Source organism: Rhodococcus sp. YL-1, assembly GCF_001942025.1.
GTDB classification, from domain to species: domain Bacteria; phylum Actinomycetota; class Actinomycetes; order Mycobacteriales; family Mycobacteriaceae; genus Rhodococcus_F; species Rhodococcus_F qingshengii.
In genome coordinates, this window is sequence record NZ_CP017300.1 from 157,005 (window position 1) to 181,863 (window position 24,859).

The following is a 24,859-nucleotide window of genomic DNA, read 5'->3' on the forward strand; positions in this document are numbered from 1 at the left end:
CGTCAACGACCTGCACCTCACCGATGGGTTGGGTCGCGAGCAGAAACTGCAACAAAGACCCAACGTCACCTGTTCGGCGTACGTCCGAAAACGCGCCGCCATCGAGACGTCGAGTATGACTACTTCTCGTCACGAGACCTGGCCTTGATCGAACGTGCCGTGAGCCAAAGGGTTCGGCGTGTGTAGCGGATCCGGACGCCCGATCAGCGGGTGATCCGATTTCGGGGCACCGACAATGGCCAGAGCGTCACGATGAAAAGACGCACCGGAGATCGAAGCGACCAATACGACCTTTCGGTCGAAGACAACCAAGGCGGTCGATGACGCCGCGACGTAGTCAGCGCGCAGCTTCCACAGCCCGCGCGCCCGCTCCCACAGCTCTTCCGGTGCGAGGTCCGGCGCATACCCGATGTAGCTCCGTCCGAGAGGATCGTCCATGGCGGCAGGTGTGGATTCGCCCAGCGTCAGTCGCACCGCCGTAATTCGCGGCGAAAACTCCATCGGCCGGAAATGTTGCAGCGTCGCGGACGCGCCCTTTTCTCGGTCGAAGGAAACGTGGTCGAACGTGGGGTAGTGCCTGTCCTTGAGATACACAGGCGGCATCTCACCGTTCGCGGAAAAGCGCTGTTGCTCAAGGAATTGCACCCTATCCTTGATATCGCTACCCAATGGCGTGTCCAGGATATCGAACCCTGCCTTCTTCAACGCCCACTCGATCTCGTGCGGATAGACGTCAGGCATATAGTTCTGACGGAAGTGTCCAGTATCCGCCGGTACGGCCGAATACATCGCCTTCTGACAACTCTGCGGTAGTACCTTGATGATTCGGAGCATGCACGCACCGAGCACCGCTGATTCCGTCCACTTTCGCTGCTGTCGGAACTGCACCTTGTCGATCGCGACGTACAAACAGAGCATCCGAACGAAATACCCTTCTACCAGCGGGAAAATGTGCTCCCACCATTCAACGACCTCGGAGCCCCGGCTACAGAACAACGCGTACAACGCGCTGTTCTCGAGAACACCGATCGCAGTCGGCACATCGTCAGCGTGAGCGTCAAGGATCCGGCGGGCATGCTCGGTGATCTCACACTTGTCACAGGGATGCCCGAGTACCCGAAAGATGGAGTCCTTGCCGGATTGAAACCGGCGATGCCCGCAACTGTTCACTGTGCAACCAGGGGCTACGCAGTACAAGCACGCGTAAATGTCGCCCTGCTTCCACACCATGTCCGAACGACGTTGCAACGGGGTCTCTCGCCATTCGTGGCCGGCCGGGCAGATCCACCACACCATGTCGTTCGACGAGTTCGTTACTGAACCAAGATCAATCCCTGCATTGCGAGTGGGATGCAGCTGACGAAACAACTTCGGATGCTCATCCTTGAGACGCATAGTTCTCCTCCGACTCCTTGGCCCGTTCAACCACGATGAGCACGGCTATGTAGGCAGCACCGCCCGTCAAAGGAGAGTCACCTTGTCGGACGTTTTGATCGGCGCACCTTCCGGTCCCGCGATGTACGTCGAGATCCAGATCGGGTGATGCCGCTGCTCACTCGGGTACCACTGCCGCTTCCAATGGCCCCGAACTGTCCACCGGTGCGAATACACCCGCGACGGTGCTCCATCGTCACCGGTTGCGCGGGCGCCACTGCGAGATCGATACGACAAATACGTCACCAACCCCGGCTGACGACGCCGCCCACTCAATGACGACTTCGCGGTGCGAATCGTGGACGAGTCCACCAACGCTCCCTGTCGAAGCATGTGCGTGAACGAGAGAAATACGGCCAATATCTGCTCAGAACTCCAGCCCTGATAGATGCCCTTTCGGGACCAATCCGGAGCGTCATCGGGCATCCCTGGGGTGTACCCGCCGATATTCTGAAGCGACGGCGGGGAATCACTTTCAGGAGAACTCAATTCCGCCTCGGCAGTTGGGATAGGCAGATACTTGTAATCGCCGAACCTGTATCCCCAGCCCTCCCGAATCTCACCTTGATTCACAATGAAGTCCTGAGCCCCGGTAGTCGGCACCAACTGAACCGAAAGCAGATCATCGACGGTGTTCCACAGCAACACCAGATCGCCCTCCGATTGCGTCAGATAGGCGACACCAGAAGGTGAGGGCAGATCAGCGATCGTGACACCGACTTCCGCTGAGCCCTCACTTCCCGCCAGGATCAGCGCCGTCATTTCCTCGGAGGCAAAGTAAGCGTGCCGGTCCAATGTTGCTCCGCTTGTGCACCGATACCCGCAATAGATGACGATTATCTCCTGCTCGTCCACTGCTTCGTCAGACAAGGCCAGAGCGCCCTTGAACCCGAGATATCGCTCAGGGTTCGCAGAGAGCACCTCCACTGGCTGTCCATAGAATTTGCTCAACCCATTCAACGTCGGGCCGACAACTCCCGACGCGCGGAAACTACGCAACTCCCACACCGAGAAAGCAAATGGTTCCAGATGCTTCATGACCGGCGTAGCTGCCTCGTCGAACGCATCCAACAACAACGGCATCTGCGCTGGCTTCAGCTGCCCCGTCGACAACGCCATTTCTGCTCGCTGCCGAACCGCGAGTCCATGTCGCAGCTGAGCTCCCGGAGTGTGCTTCGGAGGTGCCTCCCGCACAACAACTTTCCTCTTACTCTTCGCCTTACCCATCACGACCCCCTGCGTCGGTTTCCTCTGAAGGACCAGATCCATCCGCGCCTACCGCGACGCTGTCCGGTGGTGCGAACAAGGCCTTTCCTGCCCCAAAGACCTTCCCAACATCATGCCTGATTCGCGAAACTCGAGGACTGTCAATGGCCACGAAGTTCTCCCCGTAGGCGGCCAGTAGTTCTCCCCGCTGGTGGCCACGGGTTCTCCCCGGTGGCGGCCAGTTGTTTTTCCCCACCCGCTTTCTGATTTGGGTTAGCTGAAGGGCTTCACCCCCTTGCCGGTGGTGGCTTCGGTGAGGCGGAAGGAGTCGCCGTCGGTGACGACGACGTGCGCATGGTGCAGGAGCCGGTCAACGGTGGCGGTGGCCAATGTTTTGGGCATGATCTCGTCGAAGCCGGAGGGGTGCAGGTTGCTCGAGACGGCAATCGCTCGGCGTTCGTAGGCAGCGTCGACGAGGCGATAGAATCCTTCGGCGGCGTCTTCAGAGACCGGGAGCAGACCGATGTCGTCGACGATGATCAGGTCGGAGCGGATGATCCTCGTCAGGGCTCGGGCGATGGAGTCGTCGGCACGGTGCCGGCGGACCAGGGCACCGAGGTCTTCGATGGTGAACCAAGACACCGCCAGCCCAGCTTCGACTGCGGCCTGCCCGAGTGCCTCGGTGAAGTGAGACTTGCCAGTTCCCGAAGGCCCACAGACGCAGAAACATTCACGCCGCCCGACCCACTCCAGGGTGCGGAGCGCGTCCTGGGTGGCGCGGGGAATCGACGATTTCGTTTCGTCCCAGTCGCCGAAGGTCTTGCCGGTAGGGAAACCCGCGCGTTTGCGGCGAGTGTGCAGGTTCGCCCGGTCCCGGCCGGCGGCTTCCTCAGCGAGGAGAACCCGCACGACTTCGGCGGGGTCCCAGCGTTGGGCTTTCGCGGTCGGGATGATATCGCTCAAGGACCTGCGGATATGGGGCAGTTTCAGGCGTTTAGTCAGGTCGATCGCCTCGGCCAACGGGTCGCCGTTAGCGCTGGTAACAGTGCGCAAAGGGGTGCTCATCAGGCGTCATCGCTTTCATCGTCAGTAGTGGCTGGGCTGGCCGGCGCTGGTGTCTGGCCGAAGGTGGACCAGGCGGCGGTGCCCGGTTGCAGAGTGTGGTTCTCGCTGCGACGGACCGGATCAGCGTGTTCGTGGGTGACTTGGTAGTCGAGGATCGAGATCAGGTCCCGATCGGCGAACCGGCCGGTCATCGCCGCCGTCCCCAACGCTCTGTCGACTGCGTCCGGGGAGTGCAGCTTCGAAAGGTCCACGGCCTCGGCCATCTTCGCCCTGATGCGGCGCGCTCCCGCGGCGGCAGCCTCGACCAGCCAGCTGTTGGCACCCTGGCCCAACTGTAGGAAGGCGAGCTCGGCGGCGGTACGAGGCTTGGGCACCCGGTCGGCGGCGTCGCGGTCTGGGCGGGGTGGGTAGTGGTCGTTGTCGAGGACCGGTGAACCGGGTTGGCCGCGGCGGTGCCGCGCGACTTCGACTGCACCGCCATCATTGTCGACGGCGGTCACGATCAGCTCCTCACCATGGAAGCGGGCCCAGACCCGAGTGTCGATCAACGTGTGCGGCACCGAATACCGCACCCCTTCCACCGAGATCGTCGACTCCCAGTTCACCCGCCGGGTAGTGCCGAACACCGCGGTGAACGGAGATTTCGGCAGCGGATGCAGCCGCTGCAACTCTTCGGCCAGCCGCTCGACCGGCCGCCGCCGAGTAGAGCTGTGGACGCGGGTGTTGACGTCGGTGCAGAACTGCCGGCAAGCCGACTCGAGCTCACCGAAAGAGTGATACTGCTCGCGCAGGTTCACCTCCTTCGGCAACAGGTCGGCTTTGGCGATCCGCACCGTCGCCTCACTTCCTCCCTTCGACTCCGGATCAGCAGGTAAACACGTCCGCAGCGTCGTGCCGTAATGCCGTGCCACCTCCACGATCTCCGGATTGCGGACCGCGATCCCGGCCACGTGATCGATCGTCGCGGTCTTCTCGTTGTCGGTGAGGACATAGACCGGAACCCCGCCCAAGCGGCGGAATGTCGCATCCAAACACGCCGCCACCGTCGGCAATGTCTTGTCCCAGATCGGGATCACCACCCGAAATCGCGACCACGCCAACCATGCGCAGAACAACGTCGTCTTCCGGCCGGAAATCGTTGGCCCGTCACCGAAGTCGTACTGTAACCACAGCCCAGGTTCGGTTACCCACGGCCGATACACTCGCCGCCGACCAGCCCGAAACTGGGCCTTCGCCTCCGCGACCGTCCGGCGCGTGGTCCGCTCACCGCCGGTGAACCCCAGCGCGACGATCCGTTCGTGGATGACATCCGCGCGGACCTTGCCCTGCGAGCGGACCACCAACTCCTCGATCTTCGGCAGAAAGTCGTCGATCGCCCGCGCTCGATGCCGCCGGCGGTCCGGCGGCTGCCCCGCAGCGCGCATCTGCACATACCGGGCCACCGTGTGGTGATCACACCCAGCCAGCTCCGCCGCCGCCCGATAACTACCCGTGAGGTCGTACGCCTCCAAAATTTCCATGATCTCCCTGCTCGATTTCATCCACCCAGCGTTGCCGGGACCGAATCTGACTCACAGCAGGTGGGGAACTATCTGGCCGTACGCGGGGAGAAACCATGGCCACAAAATGCGCCATAAATGGCCGCCAGTGGGGAGCTTACGATGGCCGTCGACAGAGGACTTCCGACATCGCCCCAGTAGCGTCATCACACACGCCGTGAGCACGAGACAAGGGATACACCGCGCAAGCAGTACGAGTCGCAGGTAGACCTCAACCGCTGGGCATTCTCAGGCGATGTCTGCCCTCGAAACCGGCCATGAACACTGGGCCTGCGGGATTCGCCCAGAGTCTGGCGGCATGCAGCAGGAATCCGGCGTGCAGCCCAGTAACCCACACCGGGCAGGCACCCTGCGCTAGTGCAATGCTGGCCACTCCCAACGGATCATGTCCAGGCGGCCGAGCACTCCAACAACCACGAGGGCGAGCCCACCGCCCCAGAACCGTCGATCCGACCAGTCGCGAGGTTCAGGTAGCCCGTCAATCTCTTCGTGAAATGCCTGAGCCGCAGAGAAGGGGTCGGATCGACTTGACTGGACCTGCTCAGGTAGCCAAGCGAAGTGCCCTGCTGTCGGCGTGTGGGAGGCGTTAGGCATCGCAATCATCCAATTCTTCAGAGGGGGCGCCTCGGTCGTCGAGGTCCTGACTCGATCCGAGTCGATCGAGTGACCCCAGACTGACCGGGCTGGGTGGGAGGTGCGGCACGTAAAGACATCAGCTCGACTGAACCCGAACCTGCTCCTCAGATTCAATGCCGCGCGAGCGAATCCATCCGTGCCGCAACACTTCCACTCCGTTCATAGCGTGTTGAGGACAGGTGCAAGCACATTGCACGAACCAATATCACGGGCGGACGCACCGATGGCACTCTTTACTGCGAAATATAGATACGACGACCCCACACTCACAGCGCCAACACCAGGAGCAGCGCTGATCAACGACGTCGGACTCGTCGTGTCAGTGCCCGGTATCGGTCCGAAGACCGGAGGCCGACATGCAGGGATCCCATTGGCAATTGGACCTGTTCACACCAGAATCTTCCGGCCCCATGACCGTATCGAAATGACTCTGCCGAACACCCAATTGCTTTTGTGGACCGCACCATTCGAGACGGCAGCGTTTCGTGCCGGATATCAGGGTGCACTGGCCAAGCGCGAAGGCTGGCACTGGCTGAACTGGACCATCGCGGAACATATCGCGCACGACCTCGAAGTCGAGACAACGGAACGAGCCGGTTCAGCCGACATCACCCCAGTCGTCGCCGACGGATCACCACTGGTGGTGGTTCCCTGCGGCGCCGTAAAGTCCGCCGTCGCATCACCTGCAGGCGAAATGTATCGAAGCGGATACCACCGGCTCGGGCTCAAAGCTGCACGGGCGCTGACCAGCCCAGAGTCGATCAGAATCCTCTCAGCGCTCCACGGTCTTCTCGCCCTCGACAGGATGGTGGAGCCGTACGACTTGCGGATGGGTAGCCCCGGATCGATCACCGCAGAGCTCAGGCAATCGATCAAGGGCTCTTCGATCATCGCAACGTCGTCGTCCTCGGTGGCCGCAGCTACACCCGTATCGCGCAATCCGTTTGGCCGAATGCCCGCACCCCTTTGGCTGGAACTCGAGGTATCGGAGACCAGCAACATCGCCTTGCCCGCATCGCCGAATGCGGTGCGCAGGCACTCACCTAACCCCACGATGACACCAGGAGTGACCATGACAGTGACCGAAATCCCGGAGGCCTTCGCCAAGGCATTCATCGCGTACGCCAACGACAGCAATGGCGACGCAGATGACCTGGACCTCAGCGTCTCCGAAGATCGACGTGAGCTGTACCTATCGAACGACCATCCCGGATTCTGCCCTTACCTGCAGTTGAGCTCCGACGGCGGTGATTCGGCAACTGCCGAAATCCGATCCGCAGTGAGTGTTCGCCGGACCGATGGCGGCTTCGACCGCACCGAACACCTTGACGCCCAGGTCATCGTCCCGCTCTCAGACTTGGAGGAAGCAGCCCGCCTCGCAGTCGAGTGCTGGATCACGACTCTCTGACCCACGGCCAAAGCATCGGCTATATCGCAGGCCTGCGCCGGCCGATCAAGTCGGTGCCATTGAGCGCAGTCCATTCGAGCCTGGCGCACTCGAATGGACTGCACGTAGAAATCAGCGTTGCTGTCCAACGAAAAGGCTTTCCTTGAAACACTTCCCGCAGATCGTCGAATCCACGAGCTCTGATCAGGGAGGCTCAGCTGGACACCAACGTAACCAGCGCTGAAACCGTCGTCGACGACAACATCACTAGGGTCTACCTACGCCAACGAGGACCCACGTATCCAACGATAGAACGATTCGTTGTGATTGCACCTGACCTGGCGCCATCGAAGGAATCCGAGCACTTCGGCGGATGGTGGAAAGCCACCATCTGAACGCCGCCGGTAGCAGTCAGCACCCGAGCTTCACAAACGTACGCATCTAGGTCGCAGAGAACACGGGCCGGTATGCCGCATGACCGGAAGCCATTATGCGATCCTGAGTCCATCGGAGAATGCACTACAAACACGAGGGGACTTTCGTGTCCATAGCCAACACCATTTCCACGAAGGCCGTCGTCGGCGCCATCAAGGTGATCCACGCGCTGCCTGAGAGAGTCGAAGGCGTCACCATCGCCGTCGACGGAGACACCCTGACAATCGCCGGTCGAGATGCCTGGGGATCTTCGGTGACCGTCCTGACCGCGTTACCTCAAGACGAGACCAAGAGTCCTCGCGAACGCATTGCCCCCGTGTGGGTCGTGGACAACCAAATTCGGACCATCGTAGAGACTTCAAGCTCACGTTCGGACCGAAGTGCGCTGACCTACAGCGATGGGTTCCTTAGGTTCGGCAGTCAATTCAAAGTGCGTGCCAACAAACACGACTCGTCAGACGAGAAGTTGCTCAATACTCAACCAACAGCAGCAGTTTCTCCGACGGAACTAAAACAAGCTTTGGCCGTTCTCGCGCCACACGCAGCGACCACAGGATCCAAACCTGCTGTGAATGTCCGTATTGGCACTGCGGCCGACGGCTCCATCTCTGTCGCAGTCGCCGGCGACTACTCCGCAGGGACCGTCACGCTAAACGCAATTGGCGGCACAAGCCGGCGAGCGGCGATCGGGTATACGGGGATCGGAGTACTGGCCGCGTCAGCGAAACTGCTGAAATCGAGCGCAGACCAATGGACCTTGACGGCAGCGGTCACCGACTCCACCTGCCAGACTGAGATTTCTGACGGCACGACGACGGTCATCCACAACGCTCAAACAGCGGGTATGCCCGATTTCGACGATGCACTCGCTGAGCCAGACGGCTTGCGGTGCTGGGATCTCGATATCGCAGACCTATCCGATTTCGACCGATTCCTCTCGGTACTGCCCCGAGTATTCAGTGCAGACGGAGCATTCATCCAGATCCGAAACACCGGACAATCCCACGGCGCGAAACATCCGATCGAGTTGGTCGCCCGATCGGGCAGCAACCTTGCCGTGGCTGGGGATTTGTTGCGCGGACAGAGCATCCCCATCGTCAACACCACCAGCGTGGACGACGTCGAGGTCGACGTCGCACTGCCACAGATGAGGCAGATCGTCACCAGCGCGATGAACGCAGGCGGCGGAACCGTCACGCTGCGCGGATATTCCCCTTACGAGACGATGGGGAAACTGTTCCTCAGGGGAAAGAACGTCACAGCGGTCACGATCAGTAGGATCCCGCAGCCACTCTGAGCAGCGATCGACAGTGCCGCTACGCCGTAACTGTCACTGCTACAACAGAACTACTCGGCTATACGAAAAGCCAACCAGGATCACGGCAGTGAATCGACTGCCCAACCCAGCAAAGGGAGAAGCCCATGTCGCTACCCGTACTCACCCCTGAACAGCGTGCCGAGAGCTTGAAGAAAGCCGCAGAAATGCGCAAGGCACGAGCAGATCTCAAAGCCAAACTGAAAGCTGGCACTGTGAAGGTCGAGGAAGTACTCGAGCGCGCAGACAGTGACGCCGTCGTTGGCAAAATGAGAGTCCTTCACCTGATCGAATCACTCCCCGGCCGCGGCCGCCAAGGCGCGATCAGCCTGATGGGCAGACTCGACATCTCCGAGGCGAAGCGAGTAAAGGGACTCGGACGTGTTCAGCTCGCACGGTTGCGCACCGAGTTGGTCGCATAGCTATTCAACTGATCCGGCTGTGGCGCCCACGACGAACCGACTGGGCGCCACAGCGACGTTCAGGCAACCAATCGAGAAACGCCGCACACACCCCAACTAGCAGGCGATCCTTCCTGTCCGGGATACTGTCAGATGCTATGTCACCGACCCCGCGACAGCCCGAATCACGATTCCGGCCGACACCCTGGAAGAACAAGCCGGCCACTCCCGGCGCGTTCGCAGTGATCGACATTGACGGGGTACTCGCGTCGATGGCGGAGTTCGAGCCGTTACTGAACACGGAGCGATCGCAAGATCGGGACTGGCATACTTTCCACCGGTCCTACAGCCGCGCAAAGGTGATCCGGGCTGGGCGAAAACTGGTCGAGATGTTGCAGTCCGCAGGCCTACAGATCGCATACTCGACGACCCGCCCCGAACAGTTCGCCCGAGCTACTTGGAACTGGTTGCTCAGCCACAAGTTCCCCCCGGGCCCGATCATGTTTCGGCACTTCATCAAAGACGGGTCGCGGCCTCAGGACGAGGTGAAAGTCCGGCAATGGTGGGCGTGGCAGGACGAGCACGGACCCGCGCAACCCATCATCGCCTGGTTCGACGACAGCCAGACCGCCAGCAACATGTTAAGGGCGCATGGCTGTCCGGCATGGCATCCGAAAGAATTCCTGAAGAAAGTTCGATCAGTCGGCGGCACGAAAGACGCCGTTGTCGAGGTACTCAAAGCCGGGCCGATCGACATGGCAACTCTCGACGAACGACTCTCGTCATCGCGCGGCGCCTGGCAGCAATCCGAAGACGCCTGGCAAGCGAAGCAGAAGGCCTGGTTCAAACGGCATCAACAAGCGCTACGCGATCGGAACCGATAGAACTGATTTGGCCAGTGCCACGCCCTGAACCAGCTCTTCTACGCTGAGGTGGCAACACCGAATCTGACAAGGGTAGGAGCGTGGAGTGGACCTGCAGAATCCGCGTACGCCCCGATTCTCCACGGAGTTCTTGAATGAACTGCGTTCCCGCACAAGCCTTGAACTGGTGGCCGCGGACTATCTGGACCTCAAACCTGCAGGCGTAGGCCGTGTGAAAGCGCTGTGCCCCGTCCATTCCGAGCGGACACCGTCGTTCACGATCAACATCGACTGGGGCCGATTCCACTGCTTCGGATGCGGCGCGAGCGGCGACGCCATCGACTTTCTGATGCAAGTCGACGGACTCCGCTTCGTAGAGTCGGTTTCAGAGCTGGCCAATCGTGCCGGGTTGGCAGTGCCTCAAGGTTCAGATTCCCTCGCAGACAACGATCTTCGCGCCCGAAATGAACTTCGCAGCGTCCTTGAAAAAGCGCAACAGCTCACCAGCGAATGGCTTCTCACACTCCCCGAAGGCCGAGCAGCCCGCGACTTCCTTCGAGCGAGAGGCTTCACCAGCGAGCACGCGCAGGAATGGGGTCTCGGGTACAACCCTGTCGGCGGCAATGCTCTCAGCGCTGCGCTCACCGCTGCCGGACACCCGCTCGAGATCCAACGAGATGCCGGGATCACCAAGGAAGGGGAACGTGGGCACTACGACGCGTTCCGCGGCCGATTGATGTGGCCGATCCACGACCCGCAAGGGCGCATAGTCGGATTCACCGGACGCGACCTCACCGGAACGGCGCCAGCGAAGTACCTCAACACCAGCGGCACCGACCTGTTCCATAAAGGTGATCTGCTGTTCGGCTACGACAAGGCTCGTCGTTCAATGCTCCAACGTCGTCAGGTATTCGTCGTAGAAGGTCAGACGGACGTGATGGCAATGGTCGCCTCCGGATTGGACAACACCGTCGCAGCATCCGGAAGCGCCTTCAGCAGAACCCAAGCCGAGCTGCTGGCGTCCCGCGTCGGCGACGGCGGTGAAATCATCGTGGGATTCGACAACGACACAGCTGGACGAAAAGCCGCTTGGGCACTGTTCCAAGCATGCCAGGGCTTCACGACCAACATCACCGTGCTCGATTTCACTGCCTATGGCGACAAATCAGATCCGTGCGACGTGAGAACCGTCGGAGGCGCTGATGCACTGGTGGCAGCGACCGACAAACGGCGTCCCGCACTGCGCGCCTTGCTAACCGGCGACATAGGCAACTTCGATCTCACCACTCCGGAAGGAAAGGTGAACGCCACCGAACAAGTGCGGCGCAGGCTTTCAGCTGTGCAGTCCGCTGTGCTCCGCAGGGAGTACCAACAGTGGGCGGCAACTGAGATCGGCGTCGATACCGGTGACGTGTCTCCGACACAGTCAGGTGCAAGTCAGTCCCCGGCGACAGACGCAGCGCCGCTAGATCAGCCGTTAACTGATGCAGACTGCAGTTTGGCGGCGTACTTCATCGCCTATCCGCAGACAGCCGAAACTGTATTAGCGCAACTCAAGACCGATCTCTATCAGCTGTTCTCACGCCCAGTCGCAGAGATTGTCGAGATGTCCACGGTGATGTACCCCGCCGGCAGGCCAGTATCCGGAGACGCCGCCGAGTTGTGGTCGCAGGTCATGACCGAGGCGGTCGAGCATAAACACCACAGGCTGCTGTGGCTGATCGCATTCACCGAGGTGATGGACGCTGCCAGCGCTGTCGACACTGCATCGCGGGTGCAGAGACGGACCTTGCTGCACGCACAGACTCAGCTGCAGCAGCGATTGACGGCCGGCGGTGACGATGAGGCTGAGATCCTGCAGGAACTGATGCGAGTGAACCAGCTCTTGCGTCGTCGCGTCTGACTCGACTTTGGGTGCTGGATCCGTGCCGCGCAACGCGGCAGTGGTTGTTAAACCTCTTCTATCGGACCCACACACCTAGATACCGGCCTGCGACGTGAGTAGGCGAGGGAGGCCCACAACCATGACCAACAACGCATTTGCCCGGCCAGCCAGTAAGTTCGGGCGACCCCGCTCAGGCCCGGTGCCAGTCGCTCAGCCCCGAGCGGCCACGGTACCGACAGATACGAAGGACGATACGGACATACCGCCTCAGGACGCATCTCGCGCGGTTGAAGAGACGTCGGACTCCGAGACCTCGGCTGAGCCGGAAACGTCAGCCTCTGTGGACTCTGAGGCGAAAGTGGATCCCTCGGTGGACGCAGCCACGCCTGAGCCCGGCACTACGCCGGAGTCGGGGGGTTGTGGGGCGGTGAAGCACGATCCCCTTCCATCGCCAGTCTCCACACCTGAGCCGAGTCCCACGTCAGAGCCGGGTACACCTGAACCGGGGAAGCGAGATCCCGCACCCACGCCAGAGGACTCACAGCAGGTGAAGTCAGGAACCAAAAGAACTACGCGAACCAACAATCGACCGCGCAAAGACGTAGCCCCTCCAAACGCGATCCCATTGGTGGTGATCTCCGAAGGCACGGCCGCCACATCTGACGAAGTCCACATCCTCGACCTCGACAAGACGACCGACCTCGACGACGTCGATCTCCTCGAAATCGTGAGAGGACTGCGACCCGTCGCCGATAGCGAACTCAAGACCAAGACCGTCAGAACCCTCATGGCCATGATCGAGCAGAAGGCACTTGCAGACGGTTAGGCACGCTCAACGAAACGACTGTGGCCCACCCTCTTTGCCAGAGAGTGGGCCACAGTCGTCGTAAAAGCTACGCAGTGACAGAGATTCGCTTGAACCAATCATCTACCCACTGGTACGGATCCTGATTGCCGGCAATCTGAATGGTGTCGAAAGCTACGTGAAGGCTGTTGCCCGAGTGCACGGCCGGATTGGTTGCCAACTGCAGCAAACCTTGGTTGTCCTGAGCCAACGCCTCGAGAACCCGGGGGATCGCTATCGGCAACTTGTCGAATTGAAGGGGACTGGTCATACCGGCTTCCGCGAAGGCCTGCGAGATCCTGTCCACGACCTTGTCCAACCCGAGGTTCTTCATCGCGGTGTCCCCTGCATTAGGGAGCTGAGCGAGAATCGCTGGAATATCCGCGATTTGAGCGAAAACCTCAGGTAGCGCGTTCGGCAGAGCCGATACACCCTTCGCCAACAACGCCGCGCCAGCGGGATTGCCCATACTTGTCATGGCTGAACCCGCAATCATTTCAACCATCGACTGCAGCGTCTCCGCGGACAACTTCGACCGTGGCATACCCGTGATGTCGGCAACGGTGTTGACCGCCTGCAGCGAGAGCAAGCCCACCATACGATTCGCGCCATCGACAGTCGCGAGCTCACCTAGATTGCCGGAAACGTTCTTCCCCACCTGGACAAGCTGACGTGCCAGCTCTGAGTTTTCAGGGAGTGAGCACACAACGTCTCCGGGAACGCAGATTTCTGCGACGACCCCGGACAAAGCACCGAAGTCTGAATCGCGTTGCCCTGACAAGCCGCCACCCGATACCGCTCCCATGGTCACTGGTGCGACATCAACTTTACGGTTCTCGTTGACGTTGACCGCAATTCGGGCTTCTGGCTTTACTCCGTCCCCCGCCAACGACTTGGCGAAGTTGCTTGCGAGCCCACCATCTGCCGTGTTGTTCGTCTCGCTACCGGCCGCCGCAGTCTTACTCGAGGAAGGTGCAGCTTTGGACGTCGTGGGTGCCTTTGGCGATGTCGACGGCTTCGCCGCCGGCGCATTGTTGATTCCGTCGCGATTAGTTCCGTCGTCGAGGGGCTGCATCAGCGGATCATCGGTGACCGACGGGGCGCGAGTTGAAGCAGCGCCGGGGGACTCAGCGGATGAACTCTTACTGCTCGACGTCGTGGTCGGGCTGTGAGAGGTGGTCGTGGATCCGGACTGACCGGCAGCTGGACGCTTGGTCGTCGTCTCTGCCGAGTTGGTGCTGCTACCTGCAACAGAGGCGGTTTCCTCCGGGGCGGTCGTCGTTGCGACAGCCTGACTATCCGAGTCGGGGACGGCAGCGTGGGTAGTCGTGGTTGTCGTTGACTTCTGCGTCGACGACGTGGGTGCAGTTGCATCAGCAACAGCACGTCCAGTGTCGCTGACCTGTGTCGCGACTTGGTTTACCAGCGACCGGAATCCGTCGGTGAGCTGCAACTGCATCTGCGCGAAGGACGGAGATTCGACGATCTCTTTGATCTTCTCCTGAAGACTCGTGGGCAACGCCGGTTGGGTCTGAGTCGTGTCCGCCAAAACATTCGAGGTTTCTGGACGCTTCGGATCTGAGAACAATCCGACAGCGACCACACTGTCCGGGTTGATGCTCGTGCGCCGCTGTCCAATTGCCGTGGCCACGTCGCCACCGATTTCGGCACCCTGTGAGAATCCCAGCAAGATCTGCTGTGCCTCTGGGCAGCGATTCGCCACATCCTCCATCGTTGCCAACGTCGCTTGAACGCCAGTCGAGACGCTCCGGAGGTAACTGGTGCCGTTGACCGAGGCATCAGAGGCGTACGGGATGAATGTCGCTGACACCTGGTTTCCCAGAGCAGCTGTCAAAGGTTCCACCACCTGAGCGAGAAGGCCGACAGGAGCATTCGGATCAGCGGTAGGACCCGTCTCGAATGTGCCAGGCACAGCTGTGATCACGGTAGCTGCACACCGCGGTGCGGTGGAACCGGTCAGCATTCCGTCAGTTCCCTTGGAACCAGGGATGATTGCGCCCGGCGGTAGTGCTCCGGCGATCAGATTCACACCCTCCCTGACGGGCGCTGTGACGGCTTTGTCCGTGATCGCATCTCCCGTCACGTTTGGCGTCGACGCGGTAGCCTGTCCGTTCCCGCTCGCTGCGGCTGCGGTGTTGGCTGCAGCGGTGGCCGCTGCCGTCCAGTCGACGGTTCCAGCTAGGTCTCCCAGGTCAGGAATCGCCGAAGTTATAGCGGCGACCGTCGTGGTGGTTGGATCCGCCGAAGCGGACGCCGTTGCCGTGACACCGATTGTCACCAGCGACAAGGCGGTGCCGGCCGAGACCAGGCCCAGTATTCGTCTGCTTCGCTTCATCAGTTCCCCTTGTTGTGGCGGGCCAGCCGACTTGAATCAGGAGTTGATTATTCGATAGCTGTCCCATGCTGCTTCTCCGATACATGCAGGGTAACAGAGCGGTCACTGGTCTTCGTGGTTCCTCCGCAGCGCATCAGCGCACGTCAGAGTTCATTTCGGGATGGCGTCCGATGCTGCCGCTCTGCGTAGTTGAGCCTCATACGCTGGCTGTGCACGATCATCTTGAGTGAGGAGGCCTATGCAATTCGACACGGTGCTCGATACAGCCAGCCAACTACTGGCAGCGATCGACCCACAACAGCAGCACAGTGATTTGCTATCGCACCTACAACGAACGCAGGCCATTCGCATTGCACCCACGCGTGGACCTGCGAACGAACCCGATCTTGTGTGCGTAGACGGAGGTGTAGCGCACGAGCAAACTGATGCCCTGACGTGGATCGCCGCCGTTGGAGTCAGCAGTGATCTCCGTTCGAGTGTCCCCGCGACGATGGTCATGCCAGTTTCGTCGGAAACCGATCGGGCGCGGTCGATGTTGATGGCATTGTGTGAGCTCGCCGCAGCCCTTGACACCGCCGATCGAAGTCACGTCGTTTGGATGGACGGGTCGCTGGCCACCCCACTGATTTCGATCGCCACAGGGCTCTTGACCTCCGATCCGACGACTGCGGAGTTGGTCTGTGCAACATTGGCCGACTGCAACACCGACACCCTGATAGGTGACTACGTCCACTACGGACTGCAAGGACGTCTGCGAGCGCTTCCTAAGCAAGACACAGCATCTGGCTATTGCAAGTTGTGGGCGGCGCAACTCGGTGAGGGCAGTGGGGCTTGGTTGAACATGCAGCGCGACCGCATCGCGGCCACCTCAGTATTGCAATCGGGGGAGTACCTACGACCTCGCCGAGCCGATGAAGCACTGCGAGTGACAGCGAAGGCGACGGCCGATGCCCCGAAACCGGTGCGAGAGTGGGCACACGTAATCGATGAATTACTAGGTCACTGGCGTGAAGAGCTACCCGTCTTCGTTACTTACGTTCTTCCCCGAGGAATGCCATTGCGAGCCGTAAAGATCGAGTACACGCTCTCGGCCGACGTCGACGATGCCGACATTGACGATGTCGCGGACTCCGTGGCGGCCGACTTGTGCGCCAAAGTCAGTGAGACGATCATCGGAACCCGAGTGATCGAGCCGTTCCCTCAACACCAGGCCGACACCTTCGCCAAACGAGAAGTGACATCATTGATTACACAATTGATGGGCGCAGCATCGAGAACATTCAGTGAGACGCATCCTGCCGGGATCCGGCACTACCGGACCTGACAATTCTCCTGTCAGGCCGGCACGATCTGGGTGATCATCCATCCGCCCGGACCGGGGGCCACAGAAATCAGCATCGGGTCGACCTGCTCAATTCGCATCGAGTTCGAAGGCTTCAACGCGACGGACACCCGATATTTGTCCGGTGAATCAGTAGGCTCAATTGTGGTGCAGTGCAAGGTATCAGAGGCAATCTTGTCGATGTAGGGCTGAATGCCTGCCGGATCCATCTGCAAGGAAGGGTCGTAAGTAGATGCCACCTTCGTCCCATCGCGATCCACGTAATAGTGGTATTCGAATGCGGCGATCGTGCCTGGTCCGGTTGCTCTGTCGCCGACGCTATTAGTCACCGCAACGATGTCCCCCGGGCTCGGATCGGTGCAGAAGGGCGGTGTGACAGCGGTGGGTGGGGGCGTCGTGGACGGTGCTGGAGGGATGGTGGCAACCTCGCTGCTCGTCTCGGGGAAGGCCTCCGCCAAGGGAGTGCTGTCTTGCGGAAAAGCATTTGTGAGAGCGAAAGTTCCAGCGCCCACAACAGCGAGCGCGGCAACAACCAGAGATCCCACAATTACTGCAGTCTTGCGGTCGCGGAGCTTGGACGGCAGCGTGCCCTGGCGGATACCGGCGGATACCGGCGGATCGACACGGGGCTTGCGTGGAGCTCGCTGGTACAAGGATTTGTTCGGCGGGGGAACATATGGCCCTGATGATTCGGACTCGGCGGTGTTGGAGTCGAAAAGCTCAGCGTGAGTGGGTGCGGTGAATGTCACTGGCTCCGTGTGCGGAGAGGGGAGCGGACCGGACGTACTGTCGTCGACGTCGCTGCCGAGCTGCGGATCGAGATAGTCGTCGTCTGTTGATCCCCGAGTGTCCCAGTCGTTCATGCAGATTACCTACCGATACCGATCGGGCCGGGGAGGGTGCTGGGCCTCAGCGCCCTCCCCGGCAGGATGTGATGAAATCGTGGTTCGACTACGGAGCGATGACCTGATCAATGCCCTGCTGAGCAGCGCCGACCGCAGTATTGATGCGGTCAGTGAATGGCGTCAGCATTGCGTTGATCGGCGCAACAGCCTCGGCATGCGCCGTAGCCGCCTGGTCGATCACGTCCAGCGCAGGCTGTCCCGCGACGTTGACGACTGTCTGCCGGAACTGCTCGTTGGCGTGCTCGAAATTCGCCGGAGCATCGGCAATTGCCTGAACGACGCCCGCACCGGCCGGGGTGCTCGCAAGGCCTTGAGCCGAGTTCGACACGTCCTTCGTGATCTGGACAGGGTCCGGATCCGGCAGCTGAGGAAGCTCGGTAAGGACGAGTTCGTCATCGGTGGCCTCGCCACCACCGATGAGCCCGCCAGTGATCGCCCCACCGACGCCGCCGACTACGAGGCCGATTGCACCGCCCAATGCAGCACCACCTGCAGCGCCCGCTGTGTAGCCCACTGTGGCACCCGGAACGGCCGCGATACCGGGGGCGAATGGCAGAATTGCCTGTGTAACAGCGGCGCCGAAGGGAACACCCACCGGGCCGCCGAGAGCGCCTCCTGCGATTGCGAACGGCACTGCAGTGACGACGGCGCCGACCGCTGCTCCGGAGACCATCGACGCGGCAACTCGATCAGAGCGGTTGTCGTCGACACCAACGGAACGCCAGAACCCGGACGCATCCGATTCCCAACCCGCGAGTGTGTAGTTCGTCGTGTCGAGGACCTGATCGGTCATCCAATTCGGTTTCTTCGCAATGCGGTCACCGGCGCGGAGCAGTTGCTCACCCTTTTCGTCGACAGGGGCTTCGATTGGTGCGACTGTGGGAACTGCGGTCGGCGGCCGGAACGTTTGCTGCTGCAACGGGGGTGAGTAGTCCGCATCAGGACTGGTCGTCGGGATCGGGCGTGACGGTGCCTGCTGTGCCTGCTGTGACGGCGGAACCCAATAGGTGCGCTCTTCCGGTGGTGTCGGTGCCGGATTTGGTTTCGGCGTCGAAACACCGGCCTGTCCACCACCGTTGTTCTGCGTCTGGGTTCCCTGCTCGCCGCCGGCACCGGGAGTGGTCACGCCACCCTGGGGGGCCGCGTAAGCCACCCCGGTGGGGAGAGCTGCGAGAGCAAGCACGCTCACTGTCGCGGCCGTGGCGATCGTGCGTTGGCGGTTAGTGACCCGCCGGTGGTTTCCCTTTGATTTGCCCATTCGCTTCGTCGGGCGCAGTAGCGCCCTGCTCCTTTCTGCTGCGTAGCAGGACATTGGTGCAGTCCAACTACGTTCACGCATGGGCCTGAGCCCCTACGGGATGTGTGAGTTTCTCCGACGATGGAAATCGTAAACTGGGCGGTTCCGGTGCTCCTCCCCTTGACGCGGACACACCTGCTGAGTGCAGGGTCAAACACCACTCCACACCTCAATAACCTGTTGTTTTCTCACTTTCCGGCAACAGCGCCAGTGGCTTTCGGCGGCCCCGCCTACACAGAAGACAGGTGCCGCACAGGGCAATCGCCGCAGATACCGTCGCTCTCACCGCACCAACGAACCGAAATGAGGAACTGTGGACATTGGTGGCCTTGCCGTTATCGGCTCACCCTCAACATGCGATTCGGCGGTCCTCAATCTGAGCAGTCGCTCCTACCACCTCGCGCTACTCGGATCGATGCTTGCCTTCACGATCGTCTTCGACAACGGCTCCGAGGAGTTGGCGCTTGGGACGGTCACGAAAGTCGAAACGATCAATCCTGTGCACACCGCCAACGCACGAGAAGCTATGCACGTAGCGACGAACGGCGCCATCGAACACCAGTCAGGTGACAGCGGAGACACCCGCGCTGTCACCATCAAGGTCGAAGCGGTCTTCCGGAACTGGGATGGAAAGTGGCGGAAACACGCTGCGGTGTTGTCAAATTCGCCGGCGACAGGCACTCCAGTCGCGCTCTTGGACCAACAGACCGCAGACGAACTGATGGCAGATACCGATCAGCCGGCATACATCGGGACTCTGCGCGGCTCTTCCGTCCGAATCCCGTTCACATTGCCGGACTTCTCCGGTCCCCGCGGATCTCGGCATCTGGCCGTTCTCGGTGCAACAGGATCCGGAAAGTCCGTCTGCTTCGAATACGTGCTCGCATCACAACTTCGCTGGCCAGGGATGGGACAGATCATCCTGGACCCGCAGGGGCAGTGGGCAACAGAACACGGACTGCCGTTTTCGCTGCAAGGCCTCGCAACAGCCTGCGGCCGCTCCGTTTTCGTGGCCCGATTGTCTCAATCGTTGCGACTCCGAAAGGACGCGCCACTCTTCTTACGGCTCCTCGAGGAATCGAAATGGTTTCGGAACCTTGCCTTCGGTGCAGGTGCAGACGAGAACGTCGCTCAAGCCCGCGACATGCTGCACGCGGCACTGCAGGACAAGAAAGCGCTCAAAGCAGCTTGCGGGACTGATGATTGGACCGAATCGGCACCAGAGGCGGTAATGACATACCTCCTCGACAGCCTCCACGGGATTCTTCCCGCCGGCACAATCTACGCGGGAACCGAGCAACAGAATCGCGTGGCGCGCACCATCTATCGACCCACTTCCGACTCCGAGGGCGAACCGATCGCCGAACACATCCTCGATCGACTTCCGCCCGGAGCGCTCGACCCCTCTGGGCATCAAAAGTTTCAGCAACTGCTGGCTGTATTTTCCGCCCTGCACTCTCTGTGGTCGCCGTACTCCCCCACCGGTGCCATGAAGATCGCGGCCGGCGCGGATCCAGAATCGCTCGGGGCCACGGATCGTCGGCGTGACGCCTGGGGATTGATGAGGCAGGTCATGGCCCCGAAAGCAGGACAACCTGCGCCCTGGCTGGTGCTTGACCTTTCCGCCGACCTGTCACAACTGAACCTCGACGGCAACGATGCCGATACAACGGGCGACGTAATGGCGGCGACTCGGCTGTTGGACTCCGCGGAGGTGAAAGCCCGCATCATGTCGCAATTGCTCAACACGCTCAAACTGGCAGGCCAACAGCAGTTCACGGCTGGCGGAAGCTTGAACGTGCAGGTCGTCGTCGACGAAGCATGGCAATACGCGGGACCTGCCGATAGCACGCAACCAGACGCATTGGTGTCGCTCTCGAACCAGTTCGCAGGCGACTGCCGTGATGTGCGAAAGTTCGGCATCGGATTCGCATTCATCCTGCAATCCGCGACAGGCCTACGCGACGACATTTGGCGCCAACTCGCGGTGCTCTTAGTTGGATACGGACTTCACGACCAATCCGACATCAAACGCATGGCCGGCAGGGTCTCCGACTCCCACCTGGCGCTGTACCGGGCCGCACCACCGCCAGAGGCGACAGGTCGCTACACCTGGATGTGCGTGGGTGGCGCAGTGACAGGTCTGTCGTTCGGCGCGAACCCAGTGTTCTTGGAAAGTGTCACCGACCCGATGGCGTGGCTGAACTGGAATGACGCGTGGATAACCAGGATTCGGCGCGAGTTCTCCCAGCATCTCCCCGCTGGGGATACGGGCGGCAGACTCACCCACTTGCCGTCGAGACCAGGGTACGACGATCCAGCGATGGAGGTGCACGCTCGGCGCCGAGCAGTTGTGGATGGTCGCGCCAGCGCAACCGGTGTCGCCTCAGTGGCAGATGCGCTCGCAGGACGGCCTCAACGCCGTGACCGGAATTCTCTTGCCCACAACACCACAAGTACATGGACGAACCGCCTAGATGACGACCCCCCGCCGTTCTGATTGTCTCGGGCACCACGATCACCGGAACCGGGCTTTCTACACTGACCGCACACGTTGTTCCGCCTCACATTAAGGAGATGCGCTGTGGCGCAAATAAGGACGCAGACACTGCTGGTGCTCGACGACAGCGAGAAGGAGGTGTTCAAGGATGCGAGTACGGGCAAACTGCTGCAGAACGCAGTCAAACCGCTCCAGGAGTCGCTGAAAGAGCACGCGAAGTCGCTAGCCGCGATGAGCAAGGGATCACCGAACGAGGATGATCTCAAGGCTGCTGACGCCGCGGTCACCGAATTGAAGGGGCTGCTGACGAGTCTCCCTCAGAGCGAGGCCCGCAAGGAGGCGGACGAGCAGCTCGATAGCGCTCAGGCGATCATCGACGAGGCGCGCGGAATTCTCCCGTCTTGACCTTTGATCGACGAAAAGCGGTCCACGCCAATGGCGTGGACCGCTTTTCGGTTCTAAATCAGGCAGACATGCGGTGACTGCCAGTAGAGTTCATTGCGGCCTGCGCATCCCTGATCCGCTGCTTGCGTGCCGCTGTGTCGCGCTCGCGGGCTGCGAAAAGATCGCGATGGCGAGCGGCCTGCGGGCCAGGGGTGTAGTCCTGCACTTCACCGCCGTACGCGCACAACAGATCTGCAGCCCGATCCCATCCGCAACCGAGGATCGTAGCCAACGTATTCGGAACCATCTGCTGTTTGACCGCGCGACGAACGATCTCGCGCTCCTCACCGTAAGTGATCACAGCTCGGCCGTCAGCCGAAACCTTTGGCTTCCGGTCGAGAAGGGACTGCGTGACGAACCGCTTAGGAAGCTCTTTGAGTGCTGCCTCGGACTTGTAGCGATGCAGTACATCACTGACGAGATGTTCGTCGATGGTAGGTACCGGATCGAGATCCGCTGGAATCCAACTGATGTCGGGAATATTTCGGTACAGCTTGGTTCCAGCGAGGACATCGAGGGTGTGGTGTTCGAGTTCAGCGTTGCTTCCTGGATCATGGATGTGCATGTCGGGCAAGCCTCGCGAGTTCCATGCGGTGGCAGCGACCACGGTGTTCGTCGGTTGCCTACCCAACTTCACCTCCTCAAGGACCTCGCGTCGGCACTGCTGCAGAAGCGGGCATTCGTGGCAGGCCGCGATCGCTGACTTCGCCACTCGGATACGGGCTTTGACAAACCGACGTTCTGCAGCCAATTCCGCGAAGGTGGCGGCGGGGACCCGTTCCTCGGTGCTTGCAGCGAGACTCGGGGGATCTGGAAGCATGAAGGAATCCGGATCATCTTGGCACAGGAGAGTTTTCGACACACGAGTCGCTGCCTGTCTCCACGCGTCCTGCGTAGCCCTGTTGGTAGCAGGAGAAGCGATGGGTCGACCAGTGCGACGGCGATGAGCGACCTGCAATGCGTGCCGAGCACGCAGACGCTCAAGCTCGCTGGCGACGTTCCGCTGAGAGGAAGGGGCGGAAGATCCCGCGTTGACGCCGGCCGGCCGGATCTGGCCTGGCGTAGAGGTAGGCAAAACTGTGGATGACATGGTCCCTCCAAATGGTGCCCGAAACGAGTTCAAGCGTGTACAACATCTCCGATAAGGAAAAAATAGCACGTCCGGCGGGTGTGTTGCGGTATCAAGCCCGAGATTTCACCACGAGATGTGGGCTACGAAACAGGCATACCAGCGGCCAGAACTGATCCCCGATAGCCCAATCCCATCAACAGCAGCCGCAGAATGCCAGAAATACGCGCCCCGAACTGGTCGAGCACGACGGGGCAGACGATCGGGCCCTCTGCCCCAACCGATTCATAAATCGAGACGCGAACGTCACCGGTAGATAGAACCAGTCTGGGCGTAACTACCCGGCCCCACCGAGACGCACCAATGGGTGACAACGCTGTCCGGCGACAACGATGACCAGCGAAATCCTGCCCCGAACTGCGCAGACGGACCGTGAGCCACCGCCGGGTTGCTCCCTCGACGAGCGTGCCGCACACATACAACCCCACCGCGAGACTGTGCGCATGACCAACGACGTGATTCTGAAAGCTGGATTCTTCGGGTGCGCACATGCCGGATACGGGATGCGTGGAATGGCCCGAAAACATCCCGCCGGCCCGAACATCCGCGAAGTTGACGGATACGTCACCTACGAACTGGTACAGCGCGACATGATCAGCAAAGGGGTGGACTGCCAGATCAACGGGGGCGACGGATTCCATGTGCACCACCCATCGGTGCGGGCAGTGAACGAGGAACGCCGCGTCGACGCCCTGCGAATCGCTGCAGGTATCCCCGCTGTCGTCAACACCGGCAACCATGACGCCGGCGCCGGGACTTCGGTCTCGGCAGCCGCGTTGCTGCACCAACCCGACCTGGGTCGTTTGGCGGTTTTTCCCGATCCGGGACGAGCAGTAGACGACCTGATCGGCCCGCAGCCCGGCTACTACGAAGTGCACCAACCGATCCCCGATGTGCCGTTCTACTTGCATGTTGTCTCACACAACGGACTGGATCCGCGACTACCAGAACGCGGCATCATCGTCGACCCACAACCGATCGAAGGTGGGGTAAACATCCTTGTGTCGCACGGTATTTTCTCTGCGGATGGGCGATTGTTCGGTGCAGATGACCGCCACGGCGCCGAGCGAGTGATCCCGGAGGAATGGGTCAACCGAGGCTGGGATCAGAGCATCCTGTCGGACTACCACACCCCGGGTCCGATCCCCGGTTTCGGACCGGATGACGGACGCGAACGCGGGCAAGTCTGGATGACGGGTTCGCTCATCGGACGAGGATTCTCTGACGAGATATGCGCGCGAGGTTGGCTGTTGCTCGAACTGACCACCGACGGCAGGGTCACCGTCACCCCTCAGTACGTGTGGCGTCGTCCCCAGATCGATTTCGACACGATAGACGCACGTGGAAAGACGATCGAACAGATCAACACGATCATTCGAGAACGCCTCGCCGAAAGCGACTGGTGGGATGATGAATCCGCCGAGATCAGTGGCGACGGAGGATACATTCTCCGGCAGAAGATTTCGTACACAACCTGCGGGCAGCGACATGGCCTGCGTGCACTGGCAGGGGAGTGGGCGGCAGCCGCCGGCCGCGCCGCCTACTGGGCGTTCGCGTGGGAACACCCGCTACCCGGTGACGGTGGTCTACGCCTGGCAACCGAACCAGAAACCCGAACTGGCAGCGACCACCGGCGCCGAACAGTTGATCTAGCCCAAGCCTTTACCGACCGCACCGACGAAGGCAGGCTCGGCGCGATGCTCAGGGCAATGGCCGAAGACATCCGAACCCCCGTCATCGCCCATGCGCATCGTGCACTGGCCGAGCTGGCCCCTGCCGAAGAATCAGCCTGACAAGAGTCAACCAACCCCGATCACGAGGCGTGCCGCACGCCTGACCGCCCACTTTTAGGTTCG

The 24,859-nt window shown here is 60.9% G+C and carries 18 protein-coding genes; 10 read left to right on the forward strand and 8 right to left on the reverse strand.

Going from position 1 to position 24,859, the window contains the following annotated elements; all coding sequences use genetic code 11:
* Nucleotides 1-129: 129 nt before the first annotated feature.
* The 4 genes from BH682_RS30440 to istA all read right to left on the reverse strand — a co-directional run bounded on the left by BH682_RS30440 (nt 130) and on the right by istA (nt 5,246).
* Entirely contained in the window at nt 130-1,395 is a 1,266-nt protein-coding gene (locus BH682_RS30440; protein WP_075835706.1) for a zinc-ribbon domain-containing protein, read from the reverse strand.
* Nucleotides 1,396-1,461: 66 nt separating this feature from the next.
* A complete protein-coding gene (locus BH682_RS30445) occupies nt 1,462-2,553 on the reverse strand; it encodes a hypothetical protein (protein WP_047269110.1) in 1,092 nt (363 codons plus the stop codon).
* 360 nt (nt 2,554-2,913) lie between these two features.
* A complete protein-coding gene (istB, locus tag BH682_RS30450) occupies nt 2,914-3,705 on the reverse strand; it encodes an IS21-like element IS1415 family helper ATPase IstB (protein ID WP_003944771.1) in 792 nt (263 codons plus the stop codon).
* Nucleotides 3,705-5,246, reverse strand: coding sequence for an IS21-like element IS1415 family transposase (gene istA / locus BH682_RS30455; RefSeq protein ID WP_030538069.1), 1,542 nt, complete (start codon nt 5,244-5,246; stop codon nt 3,705-3,707). The genes istB and istA overlap by 1 nt, the downstream gene beginning before the upstream one ends.
* Before the next feature lie 1,078 nt (nt 5,247-6,324).
* On the opposite strand from istA, the gene BH682_RS36830 reads away from it, so the two are divergent.
* From BH682_RS36830 to BH682_RS30490, 6 genes are all read left to right on the forward strand, one after another.
* Nucleotides 6,325-7,308, forward strand: coding sequence for a DUF6884 domain-containing protein (locus BH682_RS36830; RefSeq protein WP_232354265.1), 984 nt, complete (start codon nt 6,325-6,327; stop codon nt 7,306-7,308).
* Nucleotides 7,309-7,828: 520 nt separating this feature from the next.
* Nucleotides 7,829-9,019 carry a hypothetical protein gene (locus BH682_RS30470; RefSeq protein WP_125053040.1) on the forward strand — a complete coding sequence of 397 codons (1,191 nt, stop codon included), beginning with the start codon at nt 7,829-7,831 and terminating at the stop codon, nt 9,017-9,019.
* Nucleotides 9,020-9,144: 125 nt separating this feature from the next.
* Nucleotides 9,145-9,459 (forward strand): integration host factor, actinobacterial type, encoded by a 315-nt coding sequence (gene mihF / locus BH682_RS30475; protein ID WP_047269107.1) that lies wholly within the window; start codon nt 9,145-9,147, stop codon nt 9,457-9,459.
* 137 nt (nt 9,460-9,596) lie between these two features.
* Complete coding sequence (locus tag BH682_RS30480) at nt 9,597-10,322, forward strand: hypothetical protein (RefSeq protein WP_052959772.1); 726 nt, start codon at nt 9,597-9,599, stop codon at nt 10,320-10,322.
* Between the two features lie 85 nt (nt 10,323-10,407).
* Entirely contained in the window at nt 10,408-12,204 is a 1,797-nt protein-coding gene (gene dnaG, locus BH682_RS30485; RefSeq protein ID WP_064112191.1) for a DNA primase, read from the forward strand.
* 610 nt (nt 12,205-12,814) lie between these two features.
* Nucleotides 12,815-13,012, forward strand: coding sequence for a hypothetical protein (locus tag BH682_RS30490; RefSeq protein ID WP_058228286.1), 198 nt, complete (start codon nt 12,815-12,817; stop codon nt 13,010-13,012).
* 67 nt (nt 13,013-13,079) lie between these two features.
* Here BH682_RS30490 and BH682_RS30495 read toward each other — a convergent pair whose 3' ends face one another.
* Nucleotides 13,080-15,386 (reverse strand): cutinase family protein, encoded by a 2,307-nt coding sequence (locus tag BH682_RS30495; protein WP_047269104.1) that lies wholly within the window; start codon nt 15,384-15,386, stop codon nt 13,080-13,082.
* A gap of 238 nt (nt 15,387-15,624) precedes the next feature.
* Between BH682_RS30495 and BH682_RS30500 the strand changes: the two genes are divergently transcribed.
* Nucleotides 15,625-16,710, forward strand: a complete 1,086-nt coding sequence (locus BH682_RS30500) for a hypothetical protein (protein WP_047269103.1) — start codon at nt 15,625-15,627, stop codon at nt 16,708-16,710.
* Nucleotides 16,711-16,721: 11 nt separating this feature from the next.
* On the opposite strand, the gene BH682_RS30505 is transcribed toward BH682_RS30500, so the two are convergent.
* Together BH682_RS30505 and BH682_RS30510 are read right to left on the reverse strand one after the other, a co-directional pair.
* The gene (locus BH682_RS30505) at nt 16,722-17,591 is read right to left on the reverse strand and encodes a hypothetical protein (protein ID WP_064112193.1); all 870 of its coding nucleotides are present in this window, start codon (nt 17,589-17,591) and stop codon (nt 16,722-16,724) included.
* Nucleotides 17,592-17,679: 88 nt separating this feature from the next.
* On the reverse strand, nt 17,680-18,891 hold the full coding sequence (locus BH682_RS30510) for a hypothetical protein (protein ID WP_052959771.1): 1,212 nt from the start codon (nt 18,889-18,891) through the stop codon (nt 17,680-17,682).
* A 352-nt stretch (nt 18,892-19,243) separates the two neighbouring features.
* On the opposite strand from BH682_RS30510, the gene BH682_RS30515 reads away from it, so the two are divergent.
* The gene (locus tag BH682_RS30515; RefSeq protein WP_075835708.1) at nt 19,244-21,430 is read left to right on the forward strand and encodes a helicase HerA domain-containing protein; all 2,187 of its coding nucleotides are present in this window, start codon (nt 19,244-19,246) and stop codon (nt 21,428-21,430) included.
* 84 nt (nt 21,431-21,514) lie between these two features.
* Nucleotides 21,515-21,835: a hypothetical protein gene (locus BH682_RS30520; RefSeq protein WP_047269100.1), complete on the forward strand. Its 321-nt coding sequence runs from the start codon at nt 21,515-21,517 to the stop codon at nt 21,833-21,835.
* Between the two features lie 58 nt (nt 21,836-21,893).
* On the opposite strand, the gene BH682_RS30525 is transcribed toward BH682_RS30520, so the two are convergent.
* Nucleotides 21,894-22,694, reverse strand: a complete 801-nt coding sequence (locus BH682_RS30525) for a hypothetical protein (protein ID WP_047269099.1) — start codon at nt 22,692-22,694, stop codon at nt 21,894-21,896.
* Nucleotides 22,695-23,335: 641 nt separating this feature from the next.
* Here BH682_RS30525 and BH682_RS30530 point away from each other — a divergent pair.
* On the forward strand, nt 23,336-24,796 hold the full coding sequence (locus tag BH682_RS30530; protein ID WP_075835710.1) for a hypothetical protein: 1,461 nt from the start codon (nt 23,336-23,338) through the stop codon (nt 24,794-24,796).
* The last annotated feature ends 63 nt before the right edge of the window (nt 24,797-24,859 follow it).

Bases quoted from the DNA above. Each gene is read 5' to 3' on its own strand.
- BH682_RS36830 (WP_232354265.1), top strand. From the start codon at position 6,325: ATGACTCTGCCGAACACCCAATTGCTTTTGTGGACCGCACCATTCGAG.
- BH682_RS30440 (WP_075835706.1), bottom strand. From the start codon at position 1,395: ATGCGTCTCAAGGATGAGCATCCGAAGTTGTTTCGTCAGCTGCATCCC.
- BH682_RS30445 (WP_047269110.1), bottom strand. From the start codon at position 2,553: ATGGCGTTGTCGACGGGGCAGCTGAAGCCAGCGCAGATGCCGTTGTTG.
- mihF (WP_047269107.1), top strand. From the start codon at position 9,145: ATGTCGCTACCCGTACTCACCCCTGAACAGCGTGCCGAGAGCTTGAAG.
- BH682_RS30505 (WP_064112193.1), bottom strand. From the start codon at position 17,591: ATGAACGACTGGGACACTCGGGGATCAACAGACGACGACTATCTCGAT.
- BH682_RS30480 (WP_052959772.1), top strand. From the start codon at position 9,597: ATGTCACCGACCCCGCGACAGCCCGAATCACGATTCCGGCCGACACCC.
- BH682_RS30530 (WP_075835710.1), top strand. From the start codon at position 23,336: ATGACCAGCGAAATCCTGCCCCGAACTGCGCAGACGGACCGTGAGCCA.
- BH682_RS30500 (WP_047269103.1), top strand. From the start codon at position 15,625: ATGCAATTCGACACGGTGCTCGATACAGCCAGCCAACTACTGGCAGCG.
- BH682_RS30525 (WP_047269099.1), bottom strand. From the start codon at position 22,694: ATGCTTCCAGATCCCCCGAGTCTCGCTGCAAGCACCGAGGAACGGGTC.
- istA (WP_030538069.1), bottom strand. From the start codon at position 5,246: ATGAAATCGAGCAGGGAGATCATGGAAATTTTGGAGGCGTACGACCTC.
- istB (WP_003944771.1), bottom strand. From the start codon at position 3,705: ATGAGCACCCCTTTGCGCACTGTTACCAGCGCTAACGGCGACCCGTTG.
- BH682_RS30495 (WP_047269104.1), bottom strand. From the start codon at position 15,386: ATGAAGCGAAGCAGACGAATACTGGGCCTGGTCTCGGCCGGCACCGCC.
- BH682_RS30510 (WP_052959771.1), bottom strand. From the start codon at position 18,891: ATGGGCAAATCAAAGGGAAACCACCGGCGGGTCACTAACCGCCAACGC.